General features: G+C 69.6%; 26 protein-coding genes. 14 read left to right on the top strand and 12 right to left on the bottom strand.

Annotated features, from left to right (window positions below):
- The first annotated feature begins 62 nt into the window (after positions 1 to 62).
- A complete protein-coding gene (locus MRBLWO14_RS06100) occupies positions 63 to 734 on the top strand; it encodes a GntR family transcriptional regulator (protein WP_341935568.1) in 672 nt (223 codons plus the stop codon).
- Here the strand turns inward: MRBLWO14_RS06100 and MRBLWO14_RS06095 are convergent.
- Together MRBLWO14_RS06095 and MRBLWO14_RS06090 are read right to left on the bottom strand one after the other, a co-directional pair.
- Positions 715 to 1,059: an L-rhamnose mutarotase gene (locus MRBLWO14_RS06095; RefSeq protein WP_341935567.1), complete on the bottom strand. Its 345-nt coding sequence runs from the start codon at positions 1,057 to 1,059 to the stop codon at positions 715 to 717. The genes MRBLWO14_RS06100 and MRBLWO14_RS06095 overlap by 20 nt on opposite strands.
- 32 nt (positions 1,060 to 1,091) lie before the next feature.
- Positions 1,092 to 2,102, bottom strand: a complete 1,011-nt coding sequence (locus MRBLWO14_RS06090) for a LacI family DNA-binding transcriptional regulator (protein ID WP_341935566.1) — start codon at positions 2,100 to 2,102, stop codon at positions 1,092 to 1,094.
- Between the two features lie 166 nt (positions 2,103 to 2,268).
- On the opposite strand from MRBLWO14_RS06090, the gene MRBLWO14_RS06085 reads away from it, so the two are divergent.
- From MRBLWO14_RS06085 to rhaS, 4 genes are read left to right on the top strand one after another with little or no spacing between them, the layout of a single operon-like run.
- The gene (locus tag MRBLWO14_RS06085) at positions 2,269 to 3,801 is read left to right on the top strand and encodes a sugar ABC transporter ATP-binding protein (protein WP_341935565.1); all 1,533 of its coding nucleotides are present in this window, start codon (positions 2,269 to 2,271) and stop codon (positions 3,799 to 3,801) included.
- Positions 3,798 to 4,829, top strand: coding sequence for an ABC transporter permease (locus MRBLWO14_RS06080; RefSeq protein WP_341935564.1), 1,032 nt, complete (start codon positions 3,798 to 3,800; stop codon positions 4,827 to 4,829). The genes MRBLWO14_RS06085 and MRBLWO14_RS06080 overlap by 4 nt, the downstream gene beginning before the upstream one ends.
- Positions 4,826 to 5,878 carry an ABC transporter permease gene (locus MRBLWO14_RS06075; protein WP_341935563.1) on the top strand — a complete coding sequence of 351 codons (1,053 nt, stop codon included), beginning with the start codon at positions 4,826 to 4,828 and terminating at the stop codon, positions 5,876 to 5,878. The genes MRBLWO14_RS06080 and MRBLWO14_RS06075 overlap by 4 nt, the downstream gene beginning before the upstream one ends.
- A gap of 58 nt (positions 5,879 to 5,936) precedes the next feature.
- Entirely contained in the window at positions 5,937 to 6,980 is a 1,044-nt protein-coding gene (gene rhaS / locus MRBLWO14_RS06070) for a rhamnose ABC transporter substrate-binding protein (RefSeq protein WP_341935562.1), read from the top strand.
- 85 nt (positions 6,981 to 7,065) lie between these two features.
- On the opposite strand, the gene MRBLWO14_RS06065 is transcribed toward rhaS, so the two are convergent.
- The 6 genes from MRBLWO14_RS06065 to MRBLWO14_RS06040 all read right to left on the bottom strand — a co-directional run bounded on the left by MRBLWO14_RS06065 (position 7,066) and on the right by MRBLWO14_RS06040 (position 12,471).
- Positions 7,066 to 7,785: a creatininase family protein gene (locus MRBLWO14_RS06065; protein ID WP_341935561.1), complete on the bottom strand. Its 720-nt coding sequence runs from the start codon at positions 7,783 to 7,785 to the stop codon at positions 7,066 to 7,068.
- Positions 7,782 to 8,762: an aldo/keto reductase gene (locus MRBLWO14_RS06060; RefSeq protein WP_341935560.1), complete on the bottom strand. Its 981-nt coding sequence runs from the start codon at positions 8,760 to 8,762 to the stop codon at positions 7,782 to 7,784. Before MRBLWO14_RS06060 ends, MRBLWO14_RS06065 begins: the two co-directional genes overlap by 4 nt.
- Positions 8,763 to 8,903: 141 nt before the next feature.
- Positions 8,904 to 9,770, bottom strand: coding sequence for a helix-turn-helix transcriptional regulator (locus MRBLWO14_RS06055; protein WP_341935559.1), 867 nt, complete (start codon positions 9,768 to 9,770; stop codon positions 8,904 to 8,906).
- Between the two features lie 9 nt (positions 9,771 to 9,779).
- Complete coding sequence (locus MRBLWO14_RS06050; RefSeq protein ID WP_341935558.1) at positions 9,780 to 11,054, bottom strand: cytochrome P450; 1,275 nt, start codon at positions 11,052 to 11,054, stop codon at positions 9,780 to 9,782.
- Positions 11,055 to 11,071: 17 nt separating this feature from the next.
- On the bottom strand, positions 11,072 to 12,280 hold the full coding sequence (locus tag MRBLWO14_RS06045) for an FAD/NAD(P)-binding oxidoreductase (protein ID WP_341935557.1): 1,209 nt from the start codon (positions 12,278 to 12,280) through the stop codon (positions 11,072 to 11,074).
- 2 nt (positions 12,281 to 12,282) lie between these two features.
- Entirely contained in the window at positions 12,283 to 12,471 is a 189-nt protein-coding gene (locus MRBLWO14_RS06040; RefSeq protein WP_341935556.1) for a ferredoxin, read from the bottom strand.
- A gap of 230 nt (positions 12,472 to 12,701) precedes the next feature.
- Here MRBLWO14_RS06040 and MRBLWO14_RS06035 point away from each other — a divergent pair, with 230 nt between their 5' ends.
- The 7 genes from MRBLWO14_RS06035 (at position 12,702) to MRBLWO14_RS06005 (ending at position 19,842) form a co-directional block, all read left to right on the top strand.
- Positions 12,702 to 14,147, top strand: coding sequence for an APC family permease (locus MRBLWO14_RS06035; RefSeq protein WP_341935555.1), 1,446 nt, complete (start codon positions 12,702 to 12,704; stop codon positions 14,145 to 14,147).
- A gap of 39 nt (positions 14,148 to 14,186) precedes the next feature.
- Complete coding sequence (locus MRBLWO14_RS06030; protein WP_341935554.1) at positions 14,187 to 14,945, top strand: DeoR/GlpR family DNA-binding transcription regulator; 759 nt, start codon at positions 14,187 to 14,189, stop codon at positions 14,943 to 14,945.
- A 16-nt stretch (positions 14,946 to 14,961) separates the two neighbouring features.
- Positions 14,962 to 16,458, top strand: a complete 1,497-nt coding sequence (locus tag MRBLWO14_RS06025) for a GMC family oxidoreductase (RefSeq protein WP_341935553.1) — start codon at positions 14,962 to 14,964, stop codon at positions 16,456 to 16,458.
- Entirely contained in the window at positions 16,455 to 17,477 is a 1,023-nt protein-coding gene (locus MRBLWO14_RS06020; RefSeq protein ID WP_341935552.1) for an SIS domain-containing protein, read from the top strand. The genes MRBLWO14_RS06025 and MRBLWO14_RS06020 overlap by 4 nt, the downstream gene beginning before the upstream one ends.
- 5 nt (positions 17,478 to 17,482) lie before the next feature.
- On the top strand, positions 17,483 to 18,400 hold the full coding sequence (locus MRBLWO14_RS06015) for an ROK family protein (RefSeq protein WP_341935551.1): 918 nt from the start codon (positions 17,483 to 17,485) through the stop codon (positions 18,398 to 18,400).
- Between the two features lie 80 nt (positions 18,401 to 18,480).
- Positions 18,481 to 18,831, top strand: coding sequence for a hypothetical protein (locus MRBLWO14_RS06010; protein WP_341935550.1), 351 nt, complete (start codon positions 18,481 to 18,483; stop codon positions 18,829 to 18,831).
- 36 nt (positions 18,832 to 18,867) lie between these two features.
- Complete coding sequence (locus tag MRBLWO14_RS06005; RefSeq protein ID WP_341935549.1) at positions 18,868 to 19,842, top strand: NAD-dependent epimerase/dehydratase family protein; 975 nt, start codon at positions 18,868 to 18,870, stop codon at positions 19,840 to 19,842.
- Here the strand turns inward: MRBLWO14_RS06005 and MRBLWO14_RS06000 are convergent.
- On the bottom strand, positions 19,839 to 20,234 hold the full coding sequence (locus tag MRBLWO14_RS06000) for a VOC family protein (protein WP_341935548.1): 396 nt from the start codon (positions 20,232 to 20,234) through the stop codon (positions 19,839 to 19,841). The genes MRBLWO14_RS06005 and MRBLWO14_RS06000 overlap by 4 nt on opposite strands.
- A 163-nt stretch (positions 20,235 to 20,397) precedes the next feature.
- Between MRBLWO14_RS06000 and MRBLWO14_RS05995 the strand changes: the two genes are divergently transcribed.
- Entirely contained in the window at positions 20,398 to 21,222 is an 825-nt protein-coding gene (locus tag MRBLWO14_RS05995) for a sugar phosphate isomerase/epimerase (RefSeq protein WP_341935547.1), read from the top strand.
- Positions 21,219 to 22,343, top strand: a complete 1,125-nt coding sequence (locus MRBLWO14_RS05990; RefSeq protein WP_341935546.1) for a Gfo/Idh/MocA family oxidoreductase — start codon at positions 21,219 to 21,221, stop codon at positions 22,341 to 22,343. The genes MRBLWO14_RS05995 and MRBLWO14_RS05990 overlap by 4 nt, the downstream gene beginning before the upstream one ends.
- 54 nt (positions 22,344 to 22,397) lie before the next feature.
- Here the strand turns inward: MRBLWO14_RS05990 and MRBLWO14_RS05985 are convergent, their stop codons facing one another.
- The 3 genes from MRBLWO14_RS05985 to xylB form a co-directional block, all read right to left on the bottom strand.
- Positions 22,398 to 23,015 (bottom strand): TetR/AcrR family transcriptional regulator, encoded by a 618-nt coding sequence (locus MRBLWO14_RS05985; RefSeq protein ID WP_341935545.1) that lies wholly within the window; start codon positions 23,013 to 23,015, stop codon positions 22,398 to 22,400.
- 56 nt (positions 23,016 to 23,071) lie between these two features.
- Complete coding sequence (locus MRBLWO14_RS05980) at positions 23,072 to 24,007, bottom strand: NAD(P)-dependent oxidoreductase (RefSeq protein ID WP_341935544.1); 936 nt, start codon at positions 24,005 to 24,007, stop codon at positions 23,072 to 23,074.
- 222 nt (positions 24,008 to 24,229) lie between these two features.
- Positions 24,230 to 25,516: a xylulokinase gene (xylB, locus tag MRBLWO14_RS05975; protein ID WP_341935543.1), complete on the bottom strand. Its 1,287-nt coding sequence runs from the start codon at positions 25,514 to 25,516 to the stop codon at positions 24,230 to 24,232.
- Positions 25,517 to 25,521: the final 5 nt, after the last annotated feature.

Below are 25,521 nucleotides of genomic sequence, written 5' to 3'. Positions count from 1 at the left end.
TTCGCCGAAGCAGATTGTCAGACAAGAATACCGAAGAGCCTACCGTCCTCTACTCTGGGTGCATGACCTCCGATCCCGCCGCGCGCCTGGGCGTCGTCGGCGTCGTGGATGCCGTGACGCGCCGCCTGCGCGACCAGATCCTCCGCGGAGAGATCGGCGCGGATCTCGCCCTCACCGAGGCCAAGGTCTCAGCCTCGTTCGGTGTCGCCCGCCCCAGCGCCAAAGCCGCGATCGAGCAGCTCGTGGCATCCGGTCTCCTGGTGCGCACCGCGCACCGCAGCGCGCGTGTCGTCGCGATCGACCCGGAGATGGTCCGCGACGTCTACCGCACCCGGATGCGGTTGGAGAGCGCGGCGCTGCGCGAGCTCGCACGGGAGCGCGCGGTGCCGGATGCCGCGCGAGCGGCCAACGCGGACCTGCTCGCCATGCCCGCCGCCGCCGACACCGCCACGGTCGACCCCGACCTCCGCTTCCACACCGCTCTCATCGACGCGGTCGGCAGCGACCGCACATCGCGCATGTACCGCAGCGTGCTCGACGAGGTGCGGCTGTGCATGACCCAGGTGCAGGGCAGGCGACTGCTGGAGGCCGCCGCGATCGCGCAGCAGCACGCGGCGATCCTCGACGCGGTCGACGCAGGCGATGCCGACCGCGCGGCGACGCTGCTGGCCGACCACCTCGGTGCAGCGGAGGAGCGTCTGGTCGAGGCTCTGGTCAGCCCCGCGAGGTCATGAGCTGCTCGTCGAGGTTGAAGACCTCGACGAGGGTGGTCGCCGCCTGGTCGGCGCGGCCGTCGAGACCGACGAAGAACTCAGCCATCGACGCCTCCCACCGCGCGGCCACGGGAGACGCGGCGAGGTGCTCGCGGGCAGCGTCGTCGTCGTCGGTCTCGTAGTAACCGAACAGACGCGCGTTCTCGCGGTCGACGAAGATCGAGTAGTCGCGACGACCGGCCGCGGCGATCTCGGCGAGCATCTCCGGCCAGACGGGGGTGTGGCGCTCGATGTAGGCGTCGAGCATCTCGGGCTTCACCTGCAGGGTGAACGCTACGCGGGTCATGTCGCTCCTCGGAGGTCGGATCGGATGGGGTCTCAGGCTGTGGCGGTCGACCGTCGCACCACGAGCTCCGGCTGGAAGACGGTCTGACGGGGGATGAGCTCGGGGTCGTCGCTCTCTTCGAGCAGGACGCGCAGAGCCGTGCGGCCGATCATCGCGCTCGGCTGACGGATCGATGAGATGGGCACCGCGGCGGCGGAGGCGAAGGAGATGTCGTCGAACCCGATCAGCGCGATCTCGTCGGGCACCAGCATCCGCCCGTCCACCGTGAGCGACTGCAGCAGGCCGAGCGCGACCAGGTCGTTCGCCGCGAAGAGCGCGTCCGGCCAGTCGCGGCGCGGTCTCTCGAGCAGCCGCAGTCCTGCTGCCGCTCCCTCGTCGACCGTCATGGCCGACGTCGAGAGCACCTCGAAGTCGATCCCGGCTGCGGCGTTGTCGATCGCCACGCGCGCTCCCGCGATGCGGTCCGTGACCTGCCGCATGTCCATCGGGCCGCCGACGAAGGCGATGCGCCGGCGGCCGGTCTCGATCAGATGCTCGACGGCCAGGCGTCCGCCGGCGACCGAGTCGACCGACACCGAGCTGAACCGGCTCGCGCCGCCGAACCGGTCGACGAGAACCGCGCGGATGCCGCGGGCTCGCAGGTGCTCGAGGCGAGGATGGATGTCGCCGTAGGGAGAGATCAGCACTCCGCGCACCTGCTGCTCGGCGAACAGGTCGAGATACTGCCGCTCCCGCGCGGTGTCCTCGTCGGTGTTGCCGTAGAGGATGGCGATGCCGTGGCGCGAGGCTTCGTCCTCCGCGCCGCGCACGACGTCGTTGAAGAACGGGTTCTGCCCGTTGAGCACGACGAATCCGACCGTGTTCGACACTCCGACGCGCAGCTTCCTGGCGGCCTCGTTGCGCACGTAGCCGAGTTCGTCGATGGCCCGTTGCACGCGCTGGGCCGACTCCGCTGACACCGTCTCCGGTCGGTTGAGCACATTCGAGACGGTGCCGACGGAGACGCCGGCGGCGTCCGCCACGTCTTTGATGCTCACCGGCATGTGCTCGTCATTCCTCGCCGCTGCGTCCTCGCAGCACCCTCTCGTGGACCCTCGTCCGTCGTGTCGAATCCGTGACTTGACCCGATTGTGTTCGATGCCTACAGTAGCCATGAATCGAACATGAATCGATTCAGATTGTATACCCGACCTCAACGAGGAGGAACCTGTGGCGAACAGTGCTCCATCCGCACCGGACGACGCTCCGGTCGTGCTCGAGCTGTCGAAAGTCGTCAAGGCCTTCGGCGCCGTCGTGGCCCTGCGTTCGGGGAGCCTGCGCCTGCACGCCGGTTCCATCCACGCGCTGATCGGCGAGAACGGCGCGGGCAAGTCGACGCTCGTCAAGATCGTCGCCGGGCTCTACCGCCGTGACGGCGGCGACCTGCGGCTGAGCGGAGAAGACGTCGACTTCACGTCCACGGCCCAGTCGAAGGCGGCGGGGATCGCCGTCATCTACCAGGAGCCGACGCTGTTCCCCGATCTCTCCGTGACGGAGAACATCTTCATGGGCCGCCAGGTCACCGGTCGCTTCGGCCGCATCGACCGCAAGGCGATGCGCCACGAGGTCGAGCGGCTCTTCACGCGACTCGGCGTCACGATCGATCCCGACCGTCCTGCGGAGGGTCTCTCGATCGCCGACCAGCAGGTCATCGAGATCGCCAAGGCCGTGTCGCTCGACGCCAAGGTGCTCATCATGGACGAGCCCACCGCCGCGCTCTCGGGCGTCGAGGTCGAGCGTCTGTTCACGATCGCCCGCAGCCTGCGCGACGAGGGGCGCGGCCTCATCTTCATCTCGCACCGCTTCGACGAGGTCTTCGCGCTCTGCGACACCGTGACCGTCATGCGCGACGGCTCATACATCTCCACCACGCCGATCGCCGACACGACGCCCTCCGAGCTCGTGCGGCAGATGGTCGGACGCGACGTCACCGACCTCTTCCCGAAGCAGCAGGTCGAGATCGGCGAGCCGGTGCTGCGGGTCGAGGGGCTGACCAGCCCCGGTGTGTTCCACGACATCAGCTTCACCGTGAGGTCCGGCGAGATCGTCGGGCTCGCGGGACTCGTCGGCGCAGGGCGCAGCGAGGTCGCCCGCGCCGTCTTCGGCGTCGACGACTACCAGGAGGGCAGCGTCGTCATTAAGGGCTCGCCCATCAGACGGGGCCGCCCGACCGAGGCCATGCGCGCGGGGATCGCGCTCGTGCCGGAGGACCGCCGCAAGCAGGGCCTCGTGATCGACTCGGGCGTCGGCCGCAACGTGACCATGGCGATCCGTCGCCAGCTGTCGAAGTTCGGCCTCATCACGACGGGGGTCGAGAACCGTGCCGCCACAGTATGGGCGAGCCGCCTCGAAGTGAAGTCGTACGCGCTGGACACCCCGGCGGCGACGCTCTCGGGAGGCAACCAGCAGAAGGTGGTGCTGGCGAAGTGGCTCGCCACCCGCCCCGACATCCTCATCATCGACGAACCCACCCGCGGCATCGACGTGGGCACCAAATCGGAGGTGCACCGGCTGCTGTCCGAGCTCGCGGGGGAGGGCATGGGCATCCTCATGATCTCGTCCGAGCTCCCCGAGGTCCTCGGCATGGCCGATCGCGTGCTCGTCATGCGCGAAGGACGCATCACGGCCGAGATCGACCGGGCCGACGCCACCAGCGAGAACGTCATGTTCGCCGCCACCCACGCATCGGAGCAGCACTCGTGACCTTCACATCGACCACCCGCATCCCCGTCTCCGGGCTCACGAAGCGCATCGGCACGCTCGGGAAGGCGCGCGAGTTCGGCATCCTCATCGCCCTCGCGCTCGTCGTGACGGCAGCCACCGCGAAGAACCCGAGCTTCCTCTTCTCGGCCGACGGATGGCGCGACCTGCTGCTCACGCCGTCGATCCTCGCGCTCGTCGCGATCGGGCAGGCGATCGTCATCATCACCCGCAACGTCGACCTCTCGGTCGGCTCCGTGATGGGACTCACCGCCTACCTGACCGGACGCCTCTTCATCGACGTCCCCGCCCTCCCGATCCCGGTGGTGGTGCTGCTCGCCGTGGGCTTCGGGGCACTGCTGGGTCTCGTGAACGGCGTGCTCGTCGCCTACGCCCGGGTGCCCGCCATGGTCATCACGCTCGGCACCCTCTACGCGTACCGCGGCATCAACGTGATGTGGGCGGGCTCCACGCGGGTCAATGCCTCCGACATCCCCCGCGAGTTCCTCGCGATCGGCACAGGGCAGTTCCTCACCATCCCGCTCCTCGCGATCGTCGCGCTCGTGCTGCTCGTCGTCATCGCCTGGTACATGCGCAACACCCGCGGCGGACGCGAGTACTACGCGATCGGCTCCGACCCGTCGGCCGCCGAGCTGTACGGCCTGCGGGTGACACGCCGGGTGCTGTCGGCCTTCATCCTCTCCGGCGCGCTCGCAGGACTCGCCGGCGTCTTCTACGTCGCCCGGTACGGAACCGTCAGCTCCCAGGCGGGAGCCGGGTGGGAGCTGGATGCCGTCGGCGCGGCCGTCATCGGCGGCGTGGCCATCACCGGCGGCGTCGGCACCCTCTGGGGCGCGGCCATCGGCGCCATGCTCCTCATGACCATCAACCGGGCGCTGCCGATCCTCGGCATCCCCGACTTCTGGCAGCGCGCCGTCGTCGGCGTGCTCATCATCGGCGCGATCGTGCTGGACCGCTGGCTCGCGGTCAGGCAGAAGCGGCGGCTCATCGAAGCGAGGGACCAGGCATGACCACCGCGACCACCACCTCGACCAACCGCGTCTCGCGCGACTTCGAGAAGCCGCTGTGGCGACGGATCGTCGTCAGTCGCGAGATGGCCATCGTGGCCCTCCTCGTGATCGTCACCGCCTACGCGATCGCCACGGTCCGCGGCTTCGGGCAGCCGATCACGCTCAACTACCTGCTGCTCGACGTCGCTCCGATCCTGCTGATCGCGCTGCCGATGACGCTCGTCATGATCACCGGCGAGATCGACCTGTCCGTCGGCAGCATGGTGGGTCTCGCGAGCGTCGTCACCGGTGCGAGCGTGCAGGCGGGCATCCCCTTCGAAGTCGCCGCGCTGCTCGCGCTGCTCGTCGGCGTCGTCGGAGGAGCGTTCAACGGCTTCCTCGTGACGACCGTCGGACTGCCGTCACTCGCCGTGACGATCGGAACCCTCGCGCTGTTCCGCGGCCTCGCGGTCGGGGTGCTCGGCACCACGGCCGTCACCGACTTCCCCGAGATGTGGACCGCGCTCGCGAAGGCCAAGATCGCCGGAACGACGATCCCGTACATCATGGTGCCGTTCCTCGTGCTGCTCGTCGTGTTCGTCGTGATCCTGCACTTCACGCCGTTCGGCCGCGGCATCTACGCGATCGGTCTCTCGAAGGATGCGGCGCGATTCTCCGGCATCCACGTCGAGCGCACCAAGTTCCTGCTGTTCGTGCTCTCCGGTCTCGTGTCGGCGTTCGCGGGCATCTACTTCACGCTCCGCTTCGGCAGCGCCCGCGGAGACAACGCGACCGGACTCGAGCTGCAGGTCATCGCCGCGGTCGTGCTCGGCGGGGTCTCGGTGTTCGGCGGTCGCGGTCAGATCTACGGCGTCGTGGCGGCCGTGCTGCTCATCGGCGTCCTCTCCAGCGCGCTGCGCCTGGCCAACGTCACGTCCGACGTCATCAACGTCATCACGGGCGCGCTGCTGGTGCTGTCGGTCGTCGGCGCCAGCATCCTCACCTGGCTCCAGAAAGCCCGACGGCGACCCGGCCGTCCCCCTCGCGTCGCAGCGTCTCCAGCCTCATGACGAACTGCGCCTCCGGCCGACGGCACCCGTCTCGGTCGTCCGCACGAAAGGAAGAACAATGAAGTTTGCACGCAAGCGTGTGGCCGCAGTGGCTGCAGCCGTCGTCGTCGCGACGCTCGCCCTCGCGGGCTGTGCCGACACGGGTGGCTCCGGCGGGGGATCGACCGGCGGCGAGGGCGGTGGCAGCGACAACCTCGCGATCACGTTCCTGCCCAAGAGCCTCGGCAACCCGTACTTCGACACGTCGAGCAAGGGCGGCAAGGCTGCCGTCGACGAGCTCGGCGGCACGTTCGCGGAGGTCGGCCCCGCCGAGTCCACTCCCGACGCGCAGGTCAGCTACATCAACACCGCCACGCAGCAGGGCGTCGGTGCGCTCGTCGTCTCGGCGAACGACCCGAAGGCCATCTGCGACGCGCTCGACGAGGCCCGCGACGCCGGGGTGAAGGTCGTCACGTTCGACTCCGACACGAATCCCGAGTGCCGCGACCTGTTCGTGAACCAGGCGACCGCCGAGGGCATCGCGAAGGCGCAGGTCGACCTCATCGCCGAGCAGATCGGCGACGCCGGCGAGATCGCGATCGTGTCGGCGACCGCCAACGCGACCAACCAGAACGCCTGGATCGACATCATGAAGGAGCTGCTGGCGTCGGAGCACCCGAACATCCAGCTGGTCGACGTCGTCTACGGTGACGACGACGAGCAGGTCTCGTTCGACAAGACCGCGGCGCTGCTGCAGAGCCACCCGAACCTCAAGGGCATCATCTCGCCCACGACGATCGGCATCTCGGCCGCGGCCCGTTACCTCTCGACCTCGGACTACAAGGGCAAGGTCGCGCTGACCGGTCTCGGCACCCCGAACCAGATGCGCGAGTACGTCGAGGACGGCACGGTCACGGCGTTCGCACTGTGGAACCCGGAGGACCTCGGCTACCTGGCCGCCTACGCCTCGGCCGCGCTCATCTCGGGCGACATCACCGGCAAGGAGGGCGACACGTTCGAGGCGGGCAAGCTCGGCGAGTTCACGGTCGGCGAGGACGCCACCGTGCTGCTGGGCGACCCGTTCGTGTTCGACAAGGACAACATCGGCGAGTTCGACTTCTGAGTCGTTCCGCTGCAGACGACGAGCGCCCCGGTCGGATCCGACCGGGGCGCTCTTCGCAGCGAGGCGGGATGCCGTCGCTCTGTGATCACTGGGCGAGTGTGGCGGTCCAGCGTGCGAGGTGAGAGAGCAGCGCGGCTGCGTTCTCGGTGTCGAGGCGGCGCGGATCGGCGCCGAACACGCCGTGCAGCGGGTGGTCGGCGCGGTGCCTGTCCTGCCCGTACGGGTCCTCTCCCTCGGGTGCCGGGAAGCGGTCGGGGTCGGGGAGCGCGGCGACGTCGACGAGCTCCGGAGACAGCGCGTGCAGCACCAGCGACTCGAAGCGCCCGGCATGGTCGGGCGCGACGGGGGGCTCCGGCGCCTGCCCGAGCGTGCGCGCGACGGCGCGCATCGCGGCATCCGTGTCGTTCCATCTGTCGGCGACGCGGGTCACGAGGTCGCGCTGCTCGTCGGCGAAGTGCCCGCTGAGCAGCACGGTCCGCCGCACGCCGAGCTGGTCGAGTCTCGCGAGCGTCTCACCGAGCAGCGTCTCGATCGCGTCCGGCGCATCGCTCATGATCGTCCACGGGTAGCGGGAATGCTCGCCGCCGACCGCCTGGTAGTACGGGGGCAGCACGATCCCTCCGCCCAGGCGGGCGGCTTCGAGGCAGATGCCGTGCGCCGTGAGGGCGTCGAGCCCGATCGGCAGATGCGGGCCGTGGAACTCCAGCGAGCCGAGGGGGAGATAGGCGACGGATGCCGTCGCGAGGCGCTCCGCGATCTGCGCGGGGCTGAGCCGCTCGACGGCGGCGGTGTCGATGCTGCTCATATGTAGTAGTTCCTTCGCCACTCGGATCCGGCCAGCTGGTCGTGCAGCCCGTCGACGAGACCGCGCCCGTCGGCGAACGACAGGTTGCGCGCGAGACGACGGGAGTTGGTCATCCCCACGATCGCCGTGCTGACCGCGGAGCTGTCGAGCACGAAGCGCACCGCGGCCTCGTCGAGACCGTCGTAGTAGGGTCCGGTGATCTCGCGCACCGCCGCCACGCGCTCGAGCGTCTCGGCGAACCGTTCGTCACGGAACATGGTCTTCAGCACCGACCCGTCGGCCCAGCCGTCGTAGGTCTCGGGAGTCCACGCGCCGCTCAGCGACCCCGAGTCGAGGGCGACGCGGGCGATGATCGCGGTACCGGACGCCTCGGCGGCGGGGAAGAGCTCGTGCTCGGGGCTCTGCTCGAAGATGTTGTAGATGACCTGGATGGAGTCGACGAGGCCGGCCTCCGCGAGGGCGACCCCCTCATCGGGGCGATAGTCGCGCAGCGAGACCCCGATCCGGTCGATCTTGCCCTCGTCGCGCAGGGCGTGCAGGGTGTCGAGCCAGGTGCGGTCGCGGAGTCCGCTCGGCATCCAGCAGTGCAGCTGGTACAGATCGATGCGCTCGACGCCGAGACGCCGCAGCGACTGCTCCACCTGATCGCGTAGGTACTCGGGACGATAGGCGGCCGCGATGTCGGGGTCGTCGACCGACGGGTGCGGCCACTGCGGCGGCTGCACCTTCGTCGCGACCCTGATGCGCTCGCCGCGCCATCGCCGCAGCGCCTCGCCGACGACCTGTTCGCTGTGTCCCGAGCCGTACATCTCGGCGGTGTCGACGAAGTTCACACCCGCCTCGAACGCGTCGTGCAGGGTGCGGATCGAGGCCTCGTCGTCGACGGGACCCCACTGGCCGCCGAGCTGCCAGGCGCCGAACGCCACCTCGCTGATGTCCCATCCGGTGCGTCCGAACGGGCGTCGATGAACGGTCATGGGCAGGTGCGCTCCCTCACGCTCGGGCGCGGCCGGCAGCCGCGCGATCTCGCGCACGAATCTACGGATCGGCGCCGCGCGCGCCCAGCACACGGAGCGCCGAAACATGGACCGGACGATCAGCGGCGACCGACGCAGGCGTCAGGGCCGCAGGGTCGAGCCCGCGAAGCGGCTGGGCGCGACGCCGAAAGCCCGGCGGAAGGCGCGGGAGAAGTACAGCGGATCCTCGTAGCCGACGAGTCCGGCGACCTCGCTCACCCGCAGGCCCGTGGTGCGCAACAGGCTCGCTGCCTCGCGCAGTCGCAGCTGCCTGATCCACGCCTGCATGGGCTCGCCCAGGTGCTTGGAGAAGAGGCGCTGCGCGGTGGTCTCGCTGCAGCGGGCGGCTTCGGCGACGCGGGCCACGGTCAGCGGCTCCGCGATGTGGTGCCGGATGTACGTCATCATGAGCTCGAGCGAGCCGGGCAGGGTCGTGTCGTGGGCGTGGCTGTCGGACCAGGCGGCGTTGTCGGCGAGCACCAGGCGACCGAGCGAGCGGAAGTACTCCTCGTCGAACCCGCCCTCGCCGAGTCGCTCTATCGCGATCGTGCCGAACTCGGTGATGCGGCGGGCGGCGGCGTTGCGCATCGAGGTCGCACCGGGGTGGAACTCCGACGGATCGCCGTGCCGTGTCGGATCCGCCAGCAGCGGGTCGCCGGGGAGGAAGGCCACCCGCGGGGTCACGGAGACGCCCCGGTCGTGCCGGGGGACGATGTGCAGGGTGCCGATGTGGAAGGGCGTCCTGGTACTGGCGCGGTACTCGACGCGGTGCCGCCACGGCAGCCGCAGGATGTGCTGCTGCTCGACCGTGAAGGGGCGTCCGTTCGCGATGATCTCCCCGGTGCCGCTGACGATCCACACGAACGACACGCTCATCACATGCGGGTTGAGGATGTGCTCTCCCGACGAGAAGCGGTACCAGTTCGCCCCGACGACGACCGGGTCGTCGACGGGGCGCTCCGTGGTCATGCGACGATGCTAGCCGTCGCGGTGGCCGACGACACCGTCGAGGCGGGCGATCACGGCGCCCGCCTCGTAGACGGCCACCGGGTGCGCGAACGGCTGCGGCGTGGTCTGGTCGGCGTGGACGAGCGCGATCTCGGGGAACTCCCTGAGCAGCGCGGTGATCGCCTCGCGGATCTCGACGCGCGCGACCTGCTGGCCGATGCATCCGTGGATGCCGTAGCCGAAGCCGATGTGTCCGAAGGCGTCGCGGGTGACGTCGAAGTCGTCGGGGTTCGCGTCGCCCCAGTGGCGGGGATCGCGGTTGGCGCCCACCGGGGAGACCGACACCGAGGTGCCGGCGGGGATCGTGGTGCCTTCGATCTCGACGTCCTCGGTCGCGGTGCGGGCGAAGAGGGTGATGAACATGGCGCCCGCGCGCATGAACTCCTCCACGGCCGGCCGGACCAGGTCGGGGTCGTCGCGCAGCGCCGCGAGCTGCTCGGGATGCGTGAGCAGGGCGACGGATGCCGTGGCGATGAGGTACGCGACCGAATCGCGCCCCGCCCCCATGAGCAGGCGCAGCAGCCCTTCGACCTCGATCCGGTCGAGGTCGGGATTTTTCAGGAGGTCGGTGATGACGTCGTCGCCCGGGGAGTCGGCGCGTTCGGCCAGCAGCATCCGGATGAAGTCGTATTTCTGCTGGGCGGTCGACGCCTCGACGAACAGTGCGACGAACGTGGGGTAGTGGTGGTCGGGGATGCCGATCACATGGCAGTGCGTCCGCGCGGAGATGTGCATGCCGTAGTCGCGCCACAGGTCGACTTCGGGGCCGATCTCGCGCAGATGCTGGATCTGCTCGGCGACCATCGCCTGGATCCACGGCTCCCGTCCTCGCGCCTGCCGCACCGAGAAGCGGGGCATGACCGCGCGCCGCAGCTTCGAGTGCTCCTCGCCGTCGAGGTTGAGCAGGTTGAGAGCATCCGACGCCTGGCCCGCCTCGTCGAGGTCGCCCGGAAGTTCGAGCGGAACGGCTTCGGCCTCCGCCACCTCGCCGTGCGCTGTCGCGTGCAGGTCGGCGTCGGGGCCGACCGGCATCCTGCTCGGGCGCATGCTGAAGCGGGGGTCCTGCAGGACCGCCACCACCTCGTCGTAGCGGGTGGCGACGAGACCGTGATGCCCGTCCTGGAAGTCGAGCGGCGTGAATCCGCCCTCCTCGCGCCACTCCGCCAGTCGAGGCGACGGGCTCAGCGGGGTGCCGTCACCCGGGAGCGAGCGGGCGTGGAACGGGCATTCTGCGGGGATCGACATCATCGTCTCCTTCGTTCTCAAGCGGTCTGGGTCGAGGCGTGCCGGAAAGAGGTGTGCGGGGTCGAATCGTGCGGTGCGGCGACGACCGCGGCACGGGCGGTGCGGAACGCGCGGGGTGTCGCATTCCAGCCGACGATGCCGCGCACCCCTCCGTCGCTGTCGTGGCTCGCGTAGACGCGGCCTCTCGTCTCCTCGTCGGGGGTGGCGTCGGCGAGCGGCCGCCGGGGATCGAACCAGCCGTAGGCGTGGATGCGGGTGCCGTGCACCTCGGACCAGAACAGCGGCACAGGACGCGGACTCGCGTCGCCGTGCGCGAGCCGGGTGCCGACCGCGATGGCCTGCTCGATCGCGAAGCTCTGATGCTCGATCCGCACGCGACGGCCCGTCGCCGGATCGGCCCAGGCGGCGACGTCTCCGACCGCCCACACGCCGGGAGCCGCGACACCGTCGGCGTCGCACGCGACGCCGTCGACGACGTCGAGCGACGAGTCGCGCAGCCAGTCGGTGCGGGGCGTTCCGCCGATCATCGTGACGACGAGGTCGACGTCGCGGTGGCCGCCGTCGTCGAATCGCAGGCGCGTGGCCGGGCCGTGTCGTTCGGCGGAGCGGATGCCGGCGCGCAGCGCCAGTTCGACCCCGTGCTCCTCGTGCAGGGCCGCGAGCTCGGTCGTCAGCAGATCGCCGACCCCGCCGAAGCTCAGGGTGCCTGAGCGACCGATGAGCAGCGTCTCCGCATCGTGCTTCCGTGCGACGCTCGCGATCTCGGATCCCAGGATGCCCGATCCGACGACCGCGATGCTCCGCGCACGGTCCATCCGGTCGCGGAGCGCGAGGGCGTCGTCCATGGTGCGCAGCGTGAGAGCATCCGGCAGTGCGGGGTGAGGCCGAGGTGCTGTCCCTGTCGCGATGACCAGCTCGTCGAACGCGAGCGGTCCGGCTGTCGTCTCGAGAACGCGCGCTCCCACGTCGAGTCCGGTCGCGGCGCACCCCAGGCGGACCTCGATGCGGTGGGCTGCGAGCTCCTCGGACGTGCGGATGCGCGCGTCGTCCGGTTCCCACTCGCGCGCGAGGATCTGCTTCGACAGCGGAGGCCGGGTGTAGGGGAGGTGCTGCTCGTCGCCGAGCAGGACGATCGCGCCCTCGAAGCCTTCCAGTCGCAGCGTCTCCGCGGCGGTGAGCCCGCTGATCGATGCGCCGACGACGACGACGCGGTCGCGAGCGGCCACGGTCAGGCGAGGGCGATCGCGCGCGCCGGGCAGAGCCGCGCGGCGCGGGTGGCAGCGTCGGCATCCGCCCCCTCGGGCGAGGGGTCGAGCAGGAGGACGATGCCGTCGTCGTCCTGATCGAACACCTCGGGCGCCACCAGGGCGCACTGGCCTGCTCCGACGCATGCGCTGGTCTGAACGACGATGTCCATCCGTACTCCTCGGGTCTGGTCGGTTCGATCGGTGCGGGCCGATCGATGCGGTCAATTCAAGTGCCCGGTCCCTGTTCGTTCCACGTCTCGTGCGCGCAAAACATGGACTGGACGGTCGCTGTCGTCATCTGCGAGTCACAAGACAAACATTTATGTTGTGAATACGAACATCTTGCGTGTACGTTAACCTTCGTCCCTGTTCGACACCTCAGCAGTTCGAAGGAGAACCGATGTCCGACTCCCGACCCGACGCACTGACGCGTCAGGGCGCTCCGATGACGTCTACGCTTCGCACCGGGTCCATCGGCCTCGGCGGAACCCTCATGCAATCGATCGCGCAGATCTCGCCGACGCTCGGCATCTTCTACACGATCGCCTTCACGACGTCCCAGGCAGGGGTGAGCGCGCCGCTCACGTACCTCGCGGCGTTCGTTCTCTGCCTGATGATCGCGATTCCGCTGCGCGGTCTCGCCAGACACCTCCCGTCCGCCGGGGGGTTCTACACCTACGTGTCGAGCGGCATCGGCCCGCGTGCGGGCTTCATGACGGGCTGGTTGTACGCGCTCATGGTGACGATCGTCCCCGCCGCGCTGGCGTCGTTCACCGGCGCGATCCTCCAGGACGCGTTGAGCGCGAAGTACGGCATCGGGATCCCGTGGTGGGTCTACGCGGTCGTCATCCTCGCGATCTGCTTCGCCTGCGCATATCGAGGCATCGTGATCTCGATCAAGTTCCTCGTGGTGATGACGGTCTTCGAGATGCTGGTGGGACTGTCGTTGGCGGCGTGGGGCGTGTTCAACCCCGGCGTGGGCGGCGTGAGCCTCGAAGGGTTCAACCCCGTGAACATCCAGAACGGCTCGGGGTTCTTCCTCGCCGTCGTCCTGTCGATCTTCGCGTTCACCGGGTTCGAGAGCGCCGCCGCTGTGGGCGAGGAGTCCCGCGATCCGAAGCGCATCATCCCGCGAGCGATCATCGGGTCGCTCGTGCTCATCGGGGTGTTCTACGTCGTGACCGCATGGGGCCTGCAGATCGGGTGGGGAGTCGACGACCTCGCCTCCCTCGCGGAATCGCCGACCGCGCCGGCCTTCGTGCTGGCCGACCGCGTCTTCGACGGTGGATCTCTGATCGTGCTGATCGCCCTCGTCAACTCGGGTCTCGGCGTCTGCATCGCGTGCACGACGAGCGCCACCCGCACCGTCTACGGGATCGCCAGGACCGGTGCCCTGCCGAGCGTGCTCGCCACCGTGCAGGAGAAGCACCGGACGCCGGTCGTCGCCGTCTACGTCCAGTCGGCCCTCGCCTTGCTCGTGTGCCTCGCTATCGGCATCCCGATCGGGCCCTACAACCTCTTCAACGTGTTCGGCACCGCCGGGACCTTCGTGTACATCCCGATCTTCGTGCTGATGAATATCGCCGCATACCGGTTCTTCCGCACGCGGCGTCCGGAGGAGTTCAACCCGTGGGCCTACGTGGTCGCGCCGATCGTGTCCACGATCGCGCTGGGGCTGATCGCCTTCTACAGCCTCAACCCGCTGCCCGCGTTCCCGATCTCGCTCGCGCCCTTCATCGCCGTGCTGTACGTGGTGATCGGACTCGCGATCCTGTTCGGGCGCAATCTTCGACCGGGGAAGCGCGCGTGGATGGCTCAGGCCGGAGAGCTCCCTGATGTTGACTGATCTCGAGAAGTGTCACGCACCGACCGAGAGGGCCACACCATGAACGCGGAGCACCGACAGCAGGAGATCCTCGCGCAGCTCGCCGACCAGGGCGAGGTGAGCGTCACCGACCTCAGCGCGCGGTTCGGGGTGTCCGAGATGACAGCTCGGCGCGACATCATCCAGTTGGCGGCGGCCGGGTTGCTCGTCCGCACCCACGGAGGGGCGGTATCCGCCGCGAGCCGCAGCTTCGAGCCGCTTTTCGCCCTCCGCAGTCGCACGAACGCCGATGCCAAGAGACTCATCGGTCAGGCCGTCGCGCGCGAGATCATCGATGGTCAGACGATCGTGCTCGACGGCGGTTCGACCGGAGTCGCGATCGCCGAGGCGCTCGTGGGACGCAACCTGACGGTGTGCGCTCTGAACATCCGGGTCGCCGATGTGCTGTCGACCGACCATGCGACCCGACTGATGATCCCGGGCGGGATGGTGCGGACCGGAGAGTCCAGCATCGTCGGCTCGGATGCCGAGGCGGCGCTGCGGCGCTACCGCTTCGACAGTTACATCATGACGGCGTCGGCGATCGACGTCGGCGCCGGACTGACCGAGTGGAACGTCGAGGATGCCGCGGTCAAGCGTGCGGCGCGGGAGGTCTCTCGCCGCACGGTGGTCGCCGTGGACTCGTCCAAGTTCGGACGCGAGGCGTTCGCCCGCATCTGCGGCCTGGACGAGGTCGACCTCGTGGTGACCGACGCCTCCGTCGCGGGCACCCACAAGAACGAGATCTCGGCTGCGGGGGCCGAGCTGCTCATCGCCTGACCCCGCTGGTGGAATCATGAACACTTCTCTCCCTTCCCACGTCGACACTCTCGTTATCGGCGCCGGCCCCGGCGGGTCCGCCTTCACCGGCGTTCTCGCGGCGGGTACGGACTCGACGGTCCTGTTGGTCGAAGCCGGGCCGGACTACGGCCCGCAGGCCGACGGCCGATGGCCCGCGGACATGCTGGATGCCCGGACCATCCCGCTCTCGCACGACTACGACCTGCACACCACGCGCACCTCGGGTTCCGGGACCCTGGACCTGCCGCGGGCCGCGATCGTCGGGGGATGCTCGGCGCACAACGGGTGCACGGCATCGGTCAGCGCGCGATTCGACTACGACGAATGGGCGGCGAAGGGGAACCCCGGGTGGTCCGCCGCGGAGGTGGAACCCCTGCTCGACCGAGTGCGGGACGCCTTTCGCGTGCGCCGTTACACGATGGGCGAGCTGACGCCGCCACAGCGGGCCTTCGTCGACGCGGGCCTCGCCGCGGGTCTGCCGTTCGCCGACGATCTGGATGACCTCGACGCCGGCGAGGGGATCGGTCCGATGCCCGTGAACGTGGTGGACGGCGTCCGCTGGAACAGCGCCTTCGCGTTTCTCGACGACGTGCGCGACCGGCCGAACCTCACGATCCGCGGTGGGGCGCGTGTACGCCGCCTGACCTTCGACGGCACGCGCGCGACCGGCGCCGAGATCGAGGTCGGCGGCGAGGTCGTGCGCGTCCGCGCAGAGCGTGTGGTCGTCGCCGCTGGGGCCTACCACTCGCCGGCGATCCTGCTGCGGTCCGGTGTGGGGCCTGCGGAGGAGCTTGCCGAGCTCGGGATCGAGACCGTGGTCGATCTGCCCGGAGTCGGCAAGCATCTACTCGACCACGAGTGCGTGCAGTTGGACTTCGCCGGACGCCCCGGCCTCGTCGAGGAGCTCGCCGCGTTGGGTTGGAGCCCCGACGAGCAGACCATCGGCAGGATCCGTTCGAGCCTGTGTGACGACGGCCCCTACGACATCCACGTGTTCATGGTGGCCGGCGCGAACAGCGGGCACCCCGGCCTCCCACCGATCTCCCTCTACGGCGGCGCCATGCGGGCGCGCTCCGAGGGGACTGTCACCCTCGGACCCGATCTCGACGTCGTGAACCCGGTGATCGACCATCGCTACGGCTCCGACCCGGAAGGGCATGATCGCACGGTGCTCGGCGAGGCTCTCGCGCTCCTCGACCGGATGGTGGCGCACCCCGCGCTCGCCGAGATCCTGGGCGAACGCGTGGGGGACGGGGATCCTCTCGACGACATCGTCAACTACTGCCACCCCGTGGGCTCATGCAAGATGGGTCCGCGCGAGGATGCGACGGCGGTCGTCGACAGCTCGGGTCGAGTCCACGGCGCGGAGGGTCTGTACGTCGCGGACGCGTCGATCATGCCCTCGATCACCCGAGGGAACATCAACCTGCCGACGGCGATGATCGGAGCGAACATCGCCCATGGACTGCTGAAGAAGGAGGCGGGTCGATGACGACGGCATCCCCGTTCGAGCTGAACATCCGCGAGCAGCCGGAAGCGCTGCGCGAGCTGGCGAGACGCGGTCCGGAACCGCGACTCGCTGAGATCACCGCCCGTCCGTGGGAGCGGATCGTCCTCACGGGGATGGGCAGCTCCCACACGGTCGGCATCCCGACGTGGCGCGCGATCGCCGCGACGGGACGCCCGGTATGGAATGTCGATGCGGGGCAGCTCCTCGACACCCCCGGGCTCCTCACCCCGGACACTCTCGTGATCGCGACCTCGCAATCCGGTGCCAGCGCCGAAATCGTCGAGCTCCTCGCTCGTGGACGGGGCGGCGCGACTCTGATCGGCATCACGGCGTCCGACGACAGTCCGCTCGCGCGGGCCGCCGATCTCCACCTGCCGCTGCAGAGTGGACCGGAGGCGACCGTCAGCACCAAGAGCTACCTCAATTCGATCGTCACCCATCACCGGATCGCCGCCTCCTTCGGCGCCGTCGATCCGCGCCTCGTCGAGCAGCAGATCGCGTCGGCGGCGGAGCACGTCGAAGCGCAGGTCGATCTCGATCTGCTCGGGGTCGCGGAGGCCGCGCTCACTCCGCCGCGACCACGAGTCGGCATCGTCGGATGGGGCGATGCCGCGGCGACCGCGCTGTTCGCCGCACTGATCATCAAGGAGTCGTCCAAGGTCCCCGTCGAGGGGTTCGTCGGGGGCGAGTTCCGGCACGGTCCGTACGAGCTCGCCGGTCCAGGCTTCACAGGCGTGCTGTTCGGCGCAGGGCGCGACGACGTCGACCGCCCGCTCGGCCGGATCGCTCACGACCTCGTCGCCTCGGGCGCTGATGTGGTCCTCGTGGGAGATCTACATCTCGACGGGGCGACGACCATCGAGACGAACGCCGACGGGTCGATGGCGGCGCTGATCGAGCAGTCGGTCGTCGCGGAACGGCTCGCGGTGGCCTTCGCGCACGGCAACGGTGTCGTCCCCGGTGCCTTCGCCTACGGCAGCAAGGTCACGGCGACTCTGTGAGCACGGTGAGTGAGACGACGGATGTCAGGGTGGGCGTCGACCTCGGCGGCACGGGAACGAGGATCGTGCTCGTGGGTTCGGAAGGGGCGACCGTCGACCGCGTGTCATTCGCTACGGTTGCGGAGCGTGCGGTCGCCGTGCCGAGTCTCGTATCGGCGATCCGCACACTGCTGGCGGGGCGGACTCCCGTGTCGATCGGCATCGGGGCGAGCGGTCCCGTCGACCGGTGCGGCGTGATCCGCAATCCGGCCACTCTCCCCGGGTTCAGCGGCGCGGACCTTGAAGGCGAACTGGGCGACGCGTTCGACGTGCCGGTGTCGATCGACAATGACGCGGTGACGGCCGCCATCTACGAGCAACGACTCGGCGAGGCCGTCGGTGCCGCCGGGACGCTGATGGTCACTCTCGGCACGGGTGTAGGAGTCGCCGCGCTCGACCGAGGCCGCCCGATCCGCGGCACCGACGGTGAGCATCCCGAAGCCGGACACCGTCTCGTCGCCGAGCCGACGCCGCCCTGCTATTGCGGTCGGAGCGCGTGCTGGGAGCAGGCGGTGTCCCGAACCGCGCTGCAGGCTGCTGCGGAAGAGGTGTGCGGTCCCGGTGCAGCCGATGCGCTCGCAGAGCTCGCGAGTCGTGCTCGCGGGGGTCAGGAGCAGGCGCTGTCCGTCTTCGAGTCCTTCGGCAACGCCCTCGGCGCGGGGCTCGCCGACCTTCAGACCGTGGTTCGCGCGAATGTGATCGTCATCGGCGGAAGCGTTGCGCAGTTCGACGACCTTCTGCATGAGGCCGCTCAGCGTGCTTACACGCGAATCGATACGTACGCCCCCGTGCCGGAGATCAGATTCTCCCGGGCGGGGGACGTCGGCGGGGCAATCGGGGCCGCGTTCCTCGAGCCGCGATGGTATCGCCCGGCCACCGGGTGAACGCCGCCACCCTGTCACATACGAACGGGCCCGAGCGCAAGCCCGTGACTGCGGAGGCAGGTCGGTGCCAGGCTGTGATCATGAAGCTCGTCTCGTACGCAGGTCAGCAGCTGGTCACCACCGACGATGTCGCAGACGCCCTCGTGGTGCTGGCGGCGGCGATCGCGAACGAGGGCGAGTCGGAGGCGCTGCAGATTCCGATCATCGTCGACGGCGAGAAGGACACGGCGGAGCTCGTGGTGGGCCTCGGCAACGATGTGCTCGTCGGACCGAGCGCATCGGAGGGCGTCGACCCGGACTTCTCCGAGCATGCCGCCCGCCTCCGCGGACACCACCGGTTCCCGCGACGCGATGCCGACGGCGAGGACCAGCCGCCCATGGAGTGGGGCATCGACGTGATCGACGATCTCGACCTCGACCTGCGCCCCTGACGAGCACCGCCCGCGCGTTCTGAGAAGAGGACCGACATGTCAGCGACGACGGTGTTGTTCATCGGCGGGACGGGGATCATCTCGTCCGCCGCCAGTGCGCTCGCCGCCGAGCGCGGCATGGAGGTGACGCTGCTCAACCGCGGCCGATCGCAGCGTGAACCGGCCGAGGGCGTCGAGGTGCTGACCGCGGACATCGCCGACGACGCGGCTGTCGACGCCGCGCTCGCCGGTCGTGAGTTCGACGTCGTGGCCGACATGATCGCCTTCACCCCCGACCAGGTACAGCGCGACATCGACCGCTTCGAGGGGCGTACGGGGCAGTACGTCTTCATCAGCTCGGCGTCGGCGTACCAGAAGCCGGTCGCGCATCTTCCGATCACGGAGTCGACGCCGTTGCGGAATCCGTTCTGGCAGTACTCGCGCGACAAGATCGCCTGCGAGGACCTGCTGACAGCGGCCTACCGGGAACGAGGCTTCCCGGTCACGGTGCTGCGACCCTCGCACACCTACGACGAGTGGACCATCCCCGCCTTCGGCGGCTGGACCGCGATCGACCGCATCCGGCGAGGCGAGGAGATCGTCGTGCACGGCGACGGGACCTCGCTGTGGACTCTCACCCACTCGCGCGACTTCGCCGTCGGGTTCGTCGGCCTCCTCGGCAACCCGCTCGCGCACGGCGACACGTTCCAGATCACGAGTGACTTCGTCTACACCTGGAACCAGATCTACGGGATGCTGGGGCGCGCCGCCGGCGCCGAGCCGCGCCTCCGGTATGCGACCAGCGAGGCCATCGAGGCAGCGATCCCCGATCGCGCAGGCCAGCTCACCGGTGACATGGCGCACTCCGTCGTGTTCGACAACACGAAGATCAAGCGGCTCGTGCGCGACTTCGCGCCGACCATCGGACTGCACGAGTCGGCCAGTGCGATCATCGACTGGCACGACGCTCACCCCGAGCTGCAGCGCGTCGACCCCGCGATCAACGCCCTCTTCGACAGCCTCCTCGCCTAGTTCGGCGCGAGCACCGCGAGCACGTTGCCGGCCGGGTCGCGGAACCAGGCGATGTCGGGCCCGCGACCCGGCTGGCCGTGCGAGATGCCCTTCGCGTCGGTGCCGAGCTGCGGGTCGTCGTAGATCTTGGTGACCACGCCGCGCGCGTTGAGCTCGTCGACCGCCGCCTCGACGTCGTCCACCGGGAAGTTGAGAACGGTGAAGCTCGCCGGCTCGTGATTCGGCTTCGCGTAGACGAGGATCGATGCGCCGTCGCCGAGCGCGATGTCGAGGAACCCCATCTCGTTTGTCGTCACGTCCATGCCGAGGACGTCGCCGTAGAAGGTGCGGGCGGCGTCGATGTCGTCGACGCTGAATCCGCTGAACGCGTGGGTGCTGTCGAATGCCGTCATGCGTTCAGCATGCGCCTCTGCAGCGGCGGTGTCCACCCTGCATCCGGGTGACCCGCGAGAGGGTGGACACACCGCGAGAACTCATAACTTCCGCATGGAGGTTTCTGCTAGTCTGACCGCGGGCAGAACGAGCTGCCCACCCGCACTACGAAGGAAGGTCACCGTGGCCCTGCCAGAAGCATCGGTCCAGCTCTACACGCTCGCGGCGGAGTTCTCCGCCGACATGGAGGGGTCGCTCGACAAGCTCGCCGCGATCGGCCTGCGCAACGTCGAGGCGTTCGACTTCGTCGGCCGGCCCGACGAGATCCGCGCAGCCCTCGACGCCTCCGGTCTCGCCTCGCCGACCGGGCACGCGCCCCTGCTCTCCGACGAGCTGTGGACCCCGGACGGCTCGATCCCCACCCCCGCGCCCGAGGTCGTCTTCGAGGCAGCGGCGAAGGTCGGCATCAAGACCGTCATCGACCCCTTCGTCGTCACCGACCGCTGGCTGACGCTCGAGGGCGTCACCGACATCGCCGAGCGTCTGAACGCCCTCACCGAGACCGCCGCCGGCTTCGGCCTCGAGGTCGGCTACCACAACCACGCGCAGGAGTTCCTCGCGGAGTTCGACGGGCAGACCGCGTACGAGCGCTTCATCGCCCTCACCGACGAGCGCGTCGCCATCGAGCTCGACCTGTACTGGGCGCTGGTCGGCGGACAGGACGTCACCGCGCTCGTGTCGCTGCTCGGCGACCGCCTCGTCGCCGCCCACGTGAAGGACGGCGTCGCACCCGAGACCAACCCGTTCGCGCCCGGCGCCGAGGCCTTCGGCTCCGACTCCCTCGACCAGCGCCACGCCGGCACGGGCGACGTGCCTCTCGCCGAGGCGCTGCGCGCGGCATCCGACCTGAAGTACGCGATCATCGAGTACGACAACGCCCCGGGTGACGTGTTCGCCGACATCGCAGCGAGCTACGCGTTCCTCATCGAGGGCGGTTTCGCCCGATGAGCGCCGTCGGCATCGGCATCATCGGCGTCGGCGTCATCAGCGACACCTACCTGCAGAACCTCTCGTCGTTCCCCGACACCGAGGTGCTCATCGTCGGCGACCTGCTGGTGGACCGCGCCCAGGCGCAGGCCGAGAAGTACGGCGTCCCCGCGTTCGGCTCGGCGGAGGACGTGCTCGCACACCCCGACGTCGACCTCGTCGTGAACCTCACCATCCCGGCCGTGCACATCGAGGTCTCGCGTGCGGCGATCGCTGCCGGCAAGCACGTGTGGACGGAGAAGCCCCTCGGGCTCGACCGCGACGGCGCGGCCCTGCTGCTCCGCGAGGCGGAGGCGGCCGGACTGCGGATCGGCTCCGCGCCCGACACGCTTCTCGGTCCTGGGTTCCAGGCCGCGCGCCGCGCGATCGAGGCCGGCGTCATCGGGCGGCCGCTGTTCGCCCAGACGACGTTCCAGACGCAGGGCCCCGACCTGTGGCATCCGAACCCCGGCTTCCTCTTCGCCCAGGGCGCCGGCCCGCTGCTCGACATGGGGCCGTACTACTTCTCCGCCCTGGTCAGCCTGCTCGGCCCGGTCGACCGCGTCGCCGCCGTCGGATCGAAGGCGCGCGAAGAGCGCGAGATCCACACCGGACCGCTCGCCGGCACGACCTTCCCCGTCGAGGTGCCGTCGACGATCCAGATCGTGACCGCGTTCGAGGGAGGTGCTCAGGCGCAGAGCCTGCTGAGCTTCGACTCGGCGCTCGAGCGTCACGGGATCGTCGAGATCCACGGCACCGAGGGCACGATCGTGCTGCCCGACCCGAACACGTTCGCCGGACGTATCGCCTACGTCAAGCCGCTCGGTGTGATCCGCGACGGGATGTCGTTCGAGCAGGAGTGGATCGAGATCGAGCACGCGGACATCGAGGTGGGCCGCGGTCTCGGAGCCCTCGACATGGTGCGCGCGATCGCCGAGGGGCGTCCGCACGTCGCCTCGGGCGAGCTCGGCTTCCACGTGCTCGATGTGCTGCTCTCGGCGCAGGACTCCGCCCAGTCGGGCACGACGGTGACCGTCGAGAGCACGGTCGCACCCGTGCCGCTCCTGCCGGAGGGCTTCGATCCCTTCGCCGCCACGCTCTGACGCGTACGGAACCTGCGGGTCCGTCGGCTCACGCCGGCGGGCCCGCTCCGTCGTTCAGTGAGAGTCGCGGCGTCCGGCGAGCAGCGCGTCGAGCATCTCCAGGGCGGCCTCGTGATCGACGGACGGGTCGAGGAGCCACTGGGTCTGCAGGCCGTCCGAGGCGGCGATGACGAGGGACGACACGAGCACGGCATCCAGGTCGTCGCGGATCTCGCCCGACGCCTGCAGCTCGCGTACGCGCTCGGCCATGTGGTCGCGCAGGCGTGAGAAGCGGTGCGTCGCGAACTCGTAGGCCGCGGGGTGTCCCTCTTCGAGCGCGTTGGCGACGAGCGTCGAGTAGAGCTGCACGAGGCCGGGGATGTTGCGGTTCTCCTCGGCGGAGACGCGCATCATCATCGCGGGACTCAGACCGGACGGCTCGGGGTGCTCGGTGTCGTTGCGGCGCTCTGATTCCCGGTACACCGCCACCAGCAGCTCCTCCAGGGAGCCGAAGTAATGCGTGAGCGCGGCGTGCGTGACGCCGACCTCCTGAGCGATCGCACGCAGGCTGGTCCGTCGAGAACCGCGCTTCGCGAACACCTCGATCGCCTTGTCGAGGATCTCCTGCCGCCGGGCGATGCCCTTCGCGTAACGCCCCGGGCTGCGGGGTCCGTCGTCGGAGGGAGCGGCCATGCTCCCGATGATACCCACGCCATGGAGAAAACCTCCGATTGGAGGTTCGCTGCGGGCTAGGGTCGGACCTGGTTCACGAGCTCTCGGTCGGCGGCCAGGCGCGAGACATTGTCGTCGATCAGCGCGCTCGCGCCGATCGGGCGGTTTCCCGCGACGTGCGGGGTGATCTGCAGGTTCGGGGCGTCCCACAACGCATCGTCGGCCGGGAGCGGCTCGGCCTTCGCGACATCGATCGCGGCCGCACGCAGCCGTCCCGACGACAGGGCGTCGATCAGCGCGCCCTTGTCGACGGTCGCTCCACGCCCGACGTTGACGAAGGCGGCACCGGGCTGGAGGGCGCCGAAGACGGCGGCGTCGAACAGGTCGGCCGTATCCGGCGTCGCGGGCAGCAGGGACACGAGGATGTCGGTGTCTGCCAGCACGGCATCCGCATCCGCGTCCGCGTGCACCTCGAAACCCGCCCGCTCACCGGCGCTCCGCGCGATGCCGCGCACCTCGGCGCCGAGCGCGCGCAGCACCGGAGCGAGAGTGGCCGCGATCGAGCCGAAGCCCCAGATCGTAACCCGAGCGCCCGACAGCGTGAACTGCGCCCGCGTGCCCTTCGCGCTCTGCGCCTCGTTGAACTCCTCGTCCCACCGGTGGTCGAGCTGCGCATCGCGCAGGCGGTCGAGGCGGCGGACGACCGCGAGGATCAGAGCGAGCGTGTGCTCGGCGACGGGACCGTCATGCAGCGAACGGCCCGAACAGATGCGCACCTCGGGAGCGAAACCCGACCGCAGCACGACATCCGCCCCTGACGCGAGGGCCTGCACGAGGCGTAGGCGGGGCAGCATCCGTGCGGCCTGTTCGAGCCACGCACCGGAGTTGTGCCAGACGACGAGCACCTCGGCGTCGCGATGCTCCTCCGGGATCTCGCGCTCGATGTCATACACGACGGCGTCGACGTCGCCGCTCAGACGCAGGTCGATGGTGTCGGGGATCAGGATCTTCATTTCGCCTCCGGTCTCACCGTAGTCATGCAGAGGATGCCGCGGGCCCGCGCCACACGGAACGCCGAGCGAGGAGCGGGAAAGGGGTCGTGCGAGGGTCACGGCGTTTCGTCTCGCTTCGCTCGCTCAACGACCCGGGAGGAGCGCTCGCTCAACGACCCGGGAGGGGCGCTCGCTCAACGGCCCGGAAGAGGGCGCTCGCTCAACGGCCCGGGAGGGGAGGGGCTAGGGGAGGGCGGCGATGGCCTGGCGGGCTGCGCCGAGGGCGACGTACTCCCCGGGCTCGGGTACCTCCACGGGCAGTCCCAGCACCGGGGGCGCGATCCGTCGCACGGCCTCCGACTGCGCACCTCCGCCGATGAGCAGTGCGCGTTCGAGCGGGATGCCGAGGGCGCGCAGTGCGTCGAGGCCGGCGCCGAGTCCGCGCAGCATCCCCTCCACCGCCGCGCGCGCGAGGTTTTCGCGCGTCGTGGAGGCGAGCGTCATGCCGCTGAGGGTCGCGGTCGCGTCGGGGAGGTTCGGTGTGCGCTCGCCCTCGAAGTACGGCAGCAGCGTGAGGCCCGCAGCCCCGGGGGCGGCTGCGAGGGCGAGGTCGCTGAACTCCTCGTGATCCACGCCGAGCAGCGCAGCCGTGACATCGACGACCCTGGCCGCGTTGAGCGTGGCGATCAGCGGAAGGAAGAGTCCGGAGGCGTCGGCGAACCCCGCGACCGTGCCCTCGGGGTCGTTCACGGGTTCGCGACTGACGGCGAACACCGTGCCGGACGTCCCGATCGACACCACGACGTCGCCCGGCTGGGCGCCGAGGCCGAGCGCCGCACCGGCATTGTCGCCGGCGCCGGGTCCGACACGGCGACCGTCGGCATCCGTCACCCACTCGTCGGGGCCCAGCACGCGGGGCAGGATCGCATCGTGGCCCAGCGCCGCCACGAGCAGTTCTCGGTCGTACTCGCCGGTCGCGGGGTTCCAGTAGCCGGTGCCCGAGACGTCGGAGCGGTCGGTCACGAGCTCGTCGAGCATCGGGTTCTCGGGTCCGAAGCCGCGCAGACGCCAGGTCAGCCAATCGTGCGGGAGTGCGACCGCGGCGACTCGGGCGGCGTTCTCCGGCTCGTGGTCGCGCAACCAGCGCAGCTTGGTGATCGTGAAAGACGCGACGGGAACCAGCCCGGTGCGCACCGCGAGAGCGGCCGCGCCGAACTCGTCGATCAGGTCGGCTGCCGCACCGGACGAGCGGGTGTCGTTCCACAGCAGGGCGTCGCGGACGACACGGCCCTGAGCATCGAGCGCGACGAGTCCGTGCTGCTGTCCCCCGACCGACCAGGCCGCGATGTCGTCGAGCGAGCCGGCCTCTGCGATCGCCTCCTGCAGTGCATGCCACCAGGCCTCGGGGTCGACGGAGGTCCCGTCGGGATGAGCTGCGCGACCGGTGCGGACGACCGCTCCGGTCGCGCTGTCGACGACGACCGCCTTGCACGACTGGGTCGACGAGTCGACCCCGAGAACCAGGGGCATGGCGA

This window comes from Microbacterium sp. LWO14-1.2 (assembly GCF_038397715.1).
GTDB lineage: Bacteria > Actinomycetota > Actinomycetes > Actinomycetales > Microbacteriaceae > Microbacterium.
Note: the sequence above shows the minus strand (reverse complement) of the source record. Positions and strands in the feature narration are given on the sequence as shown.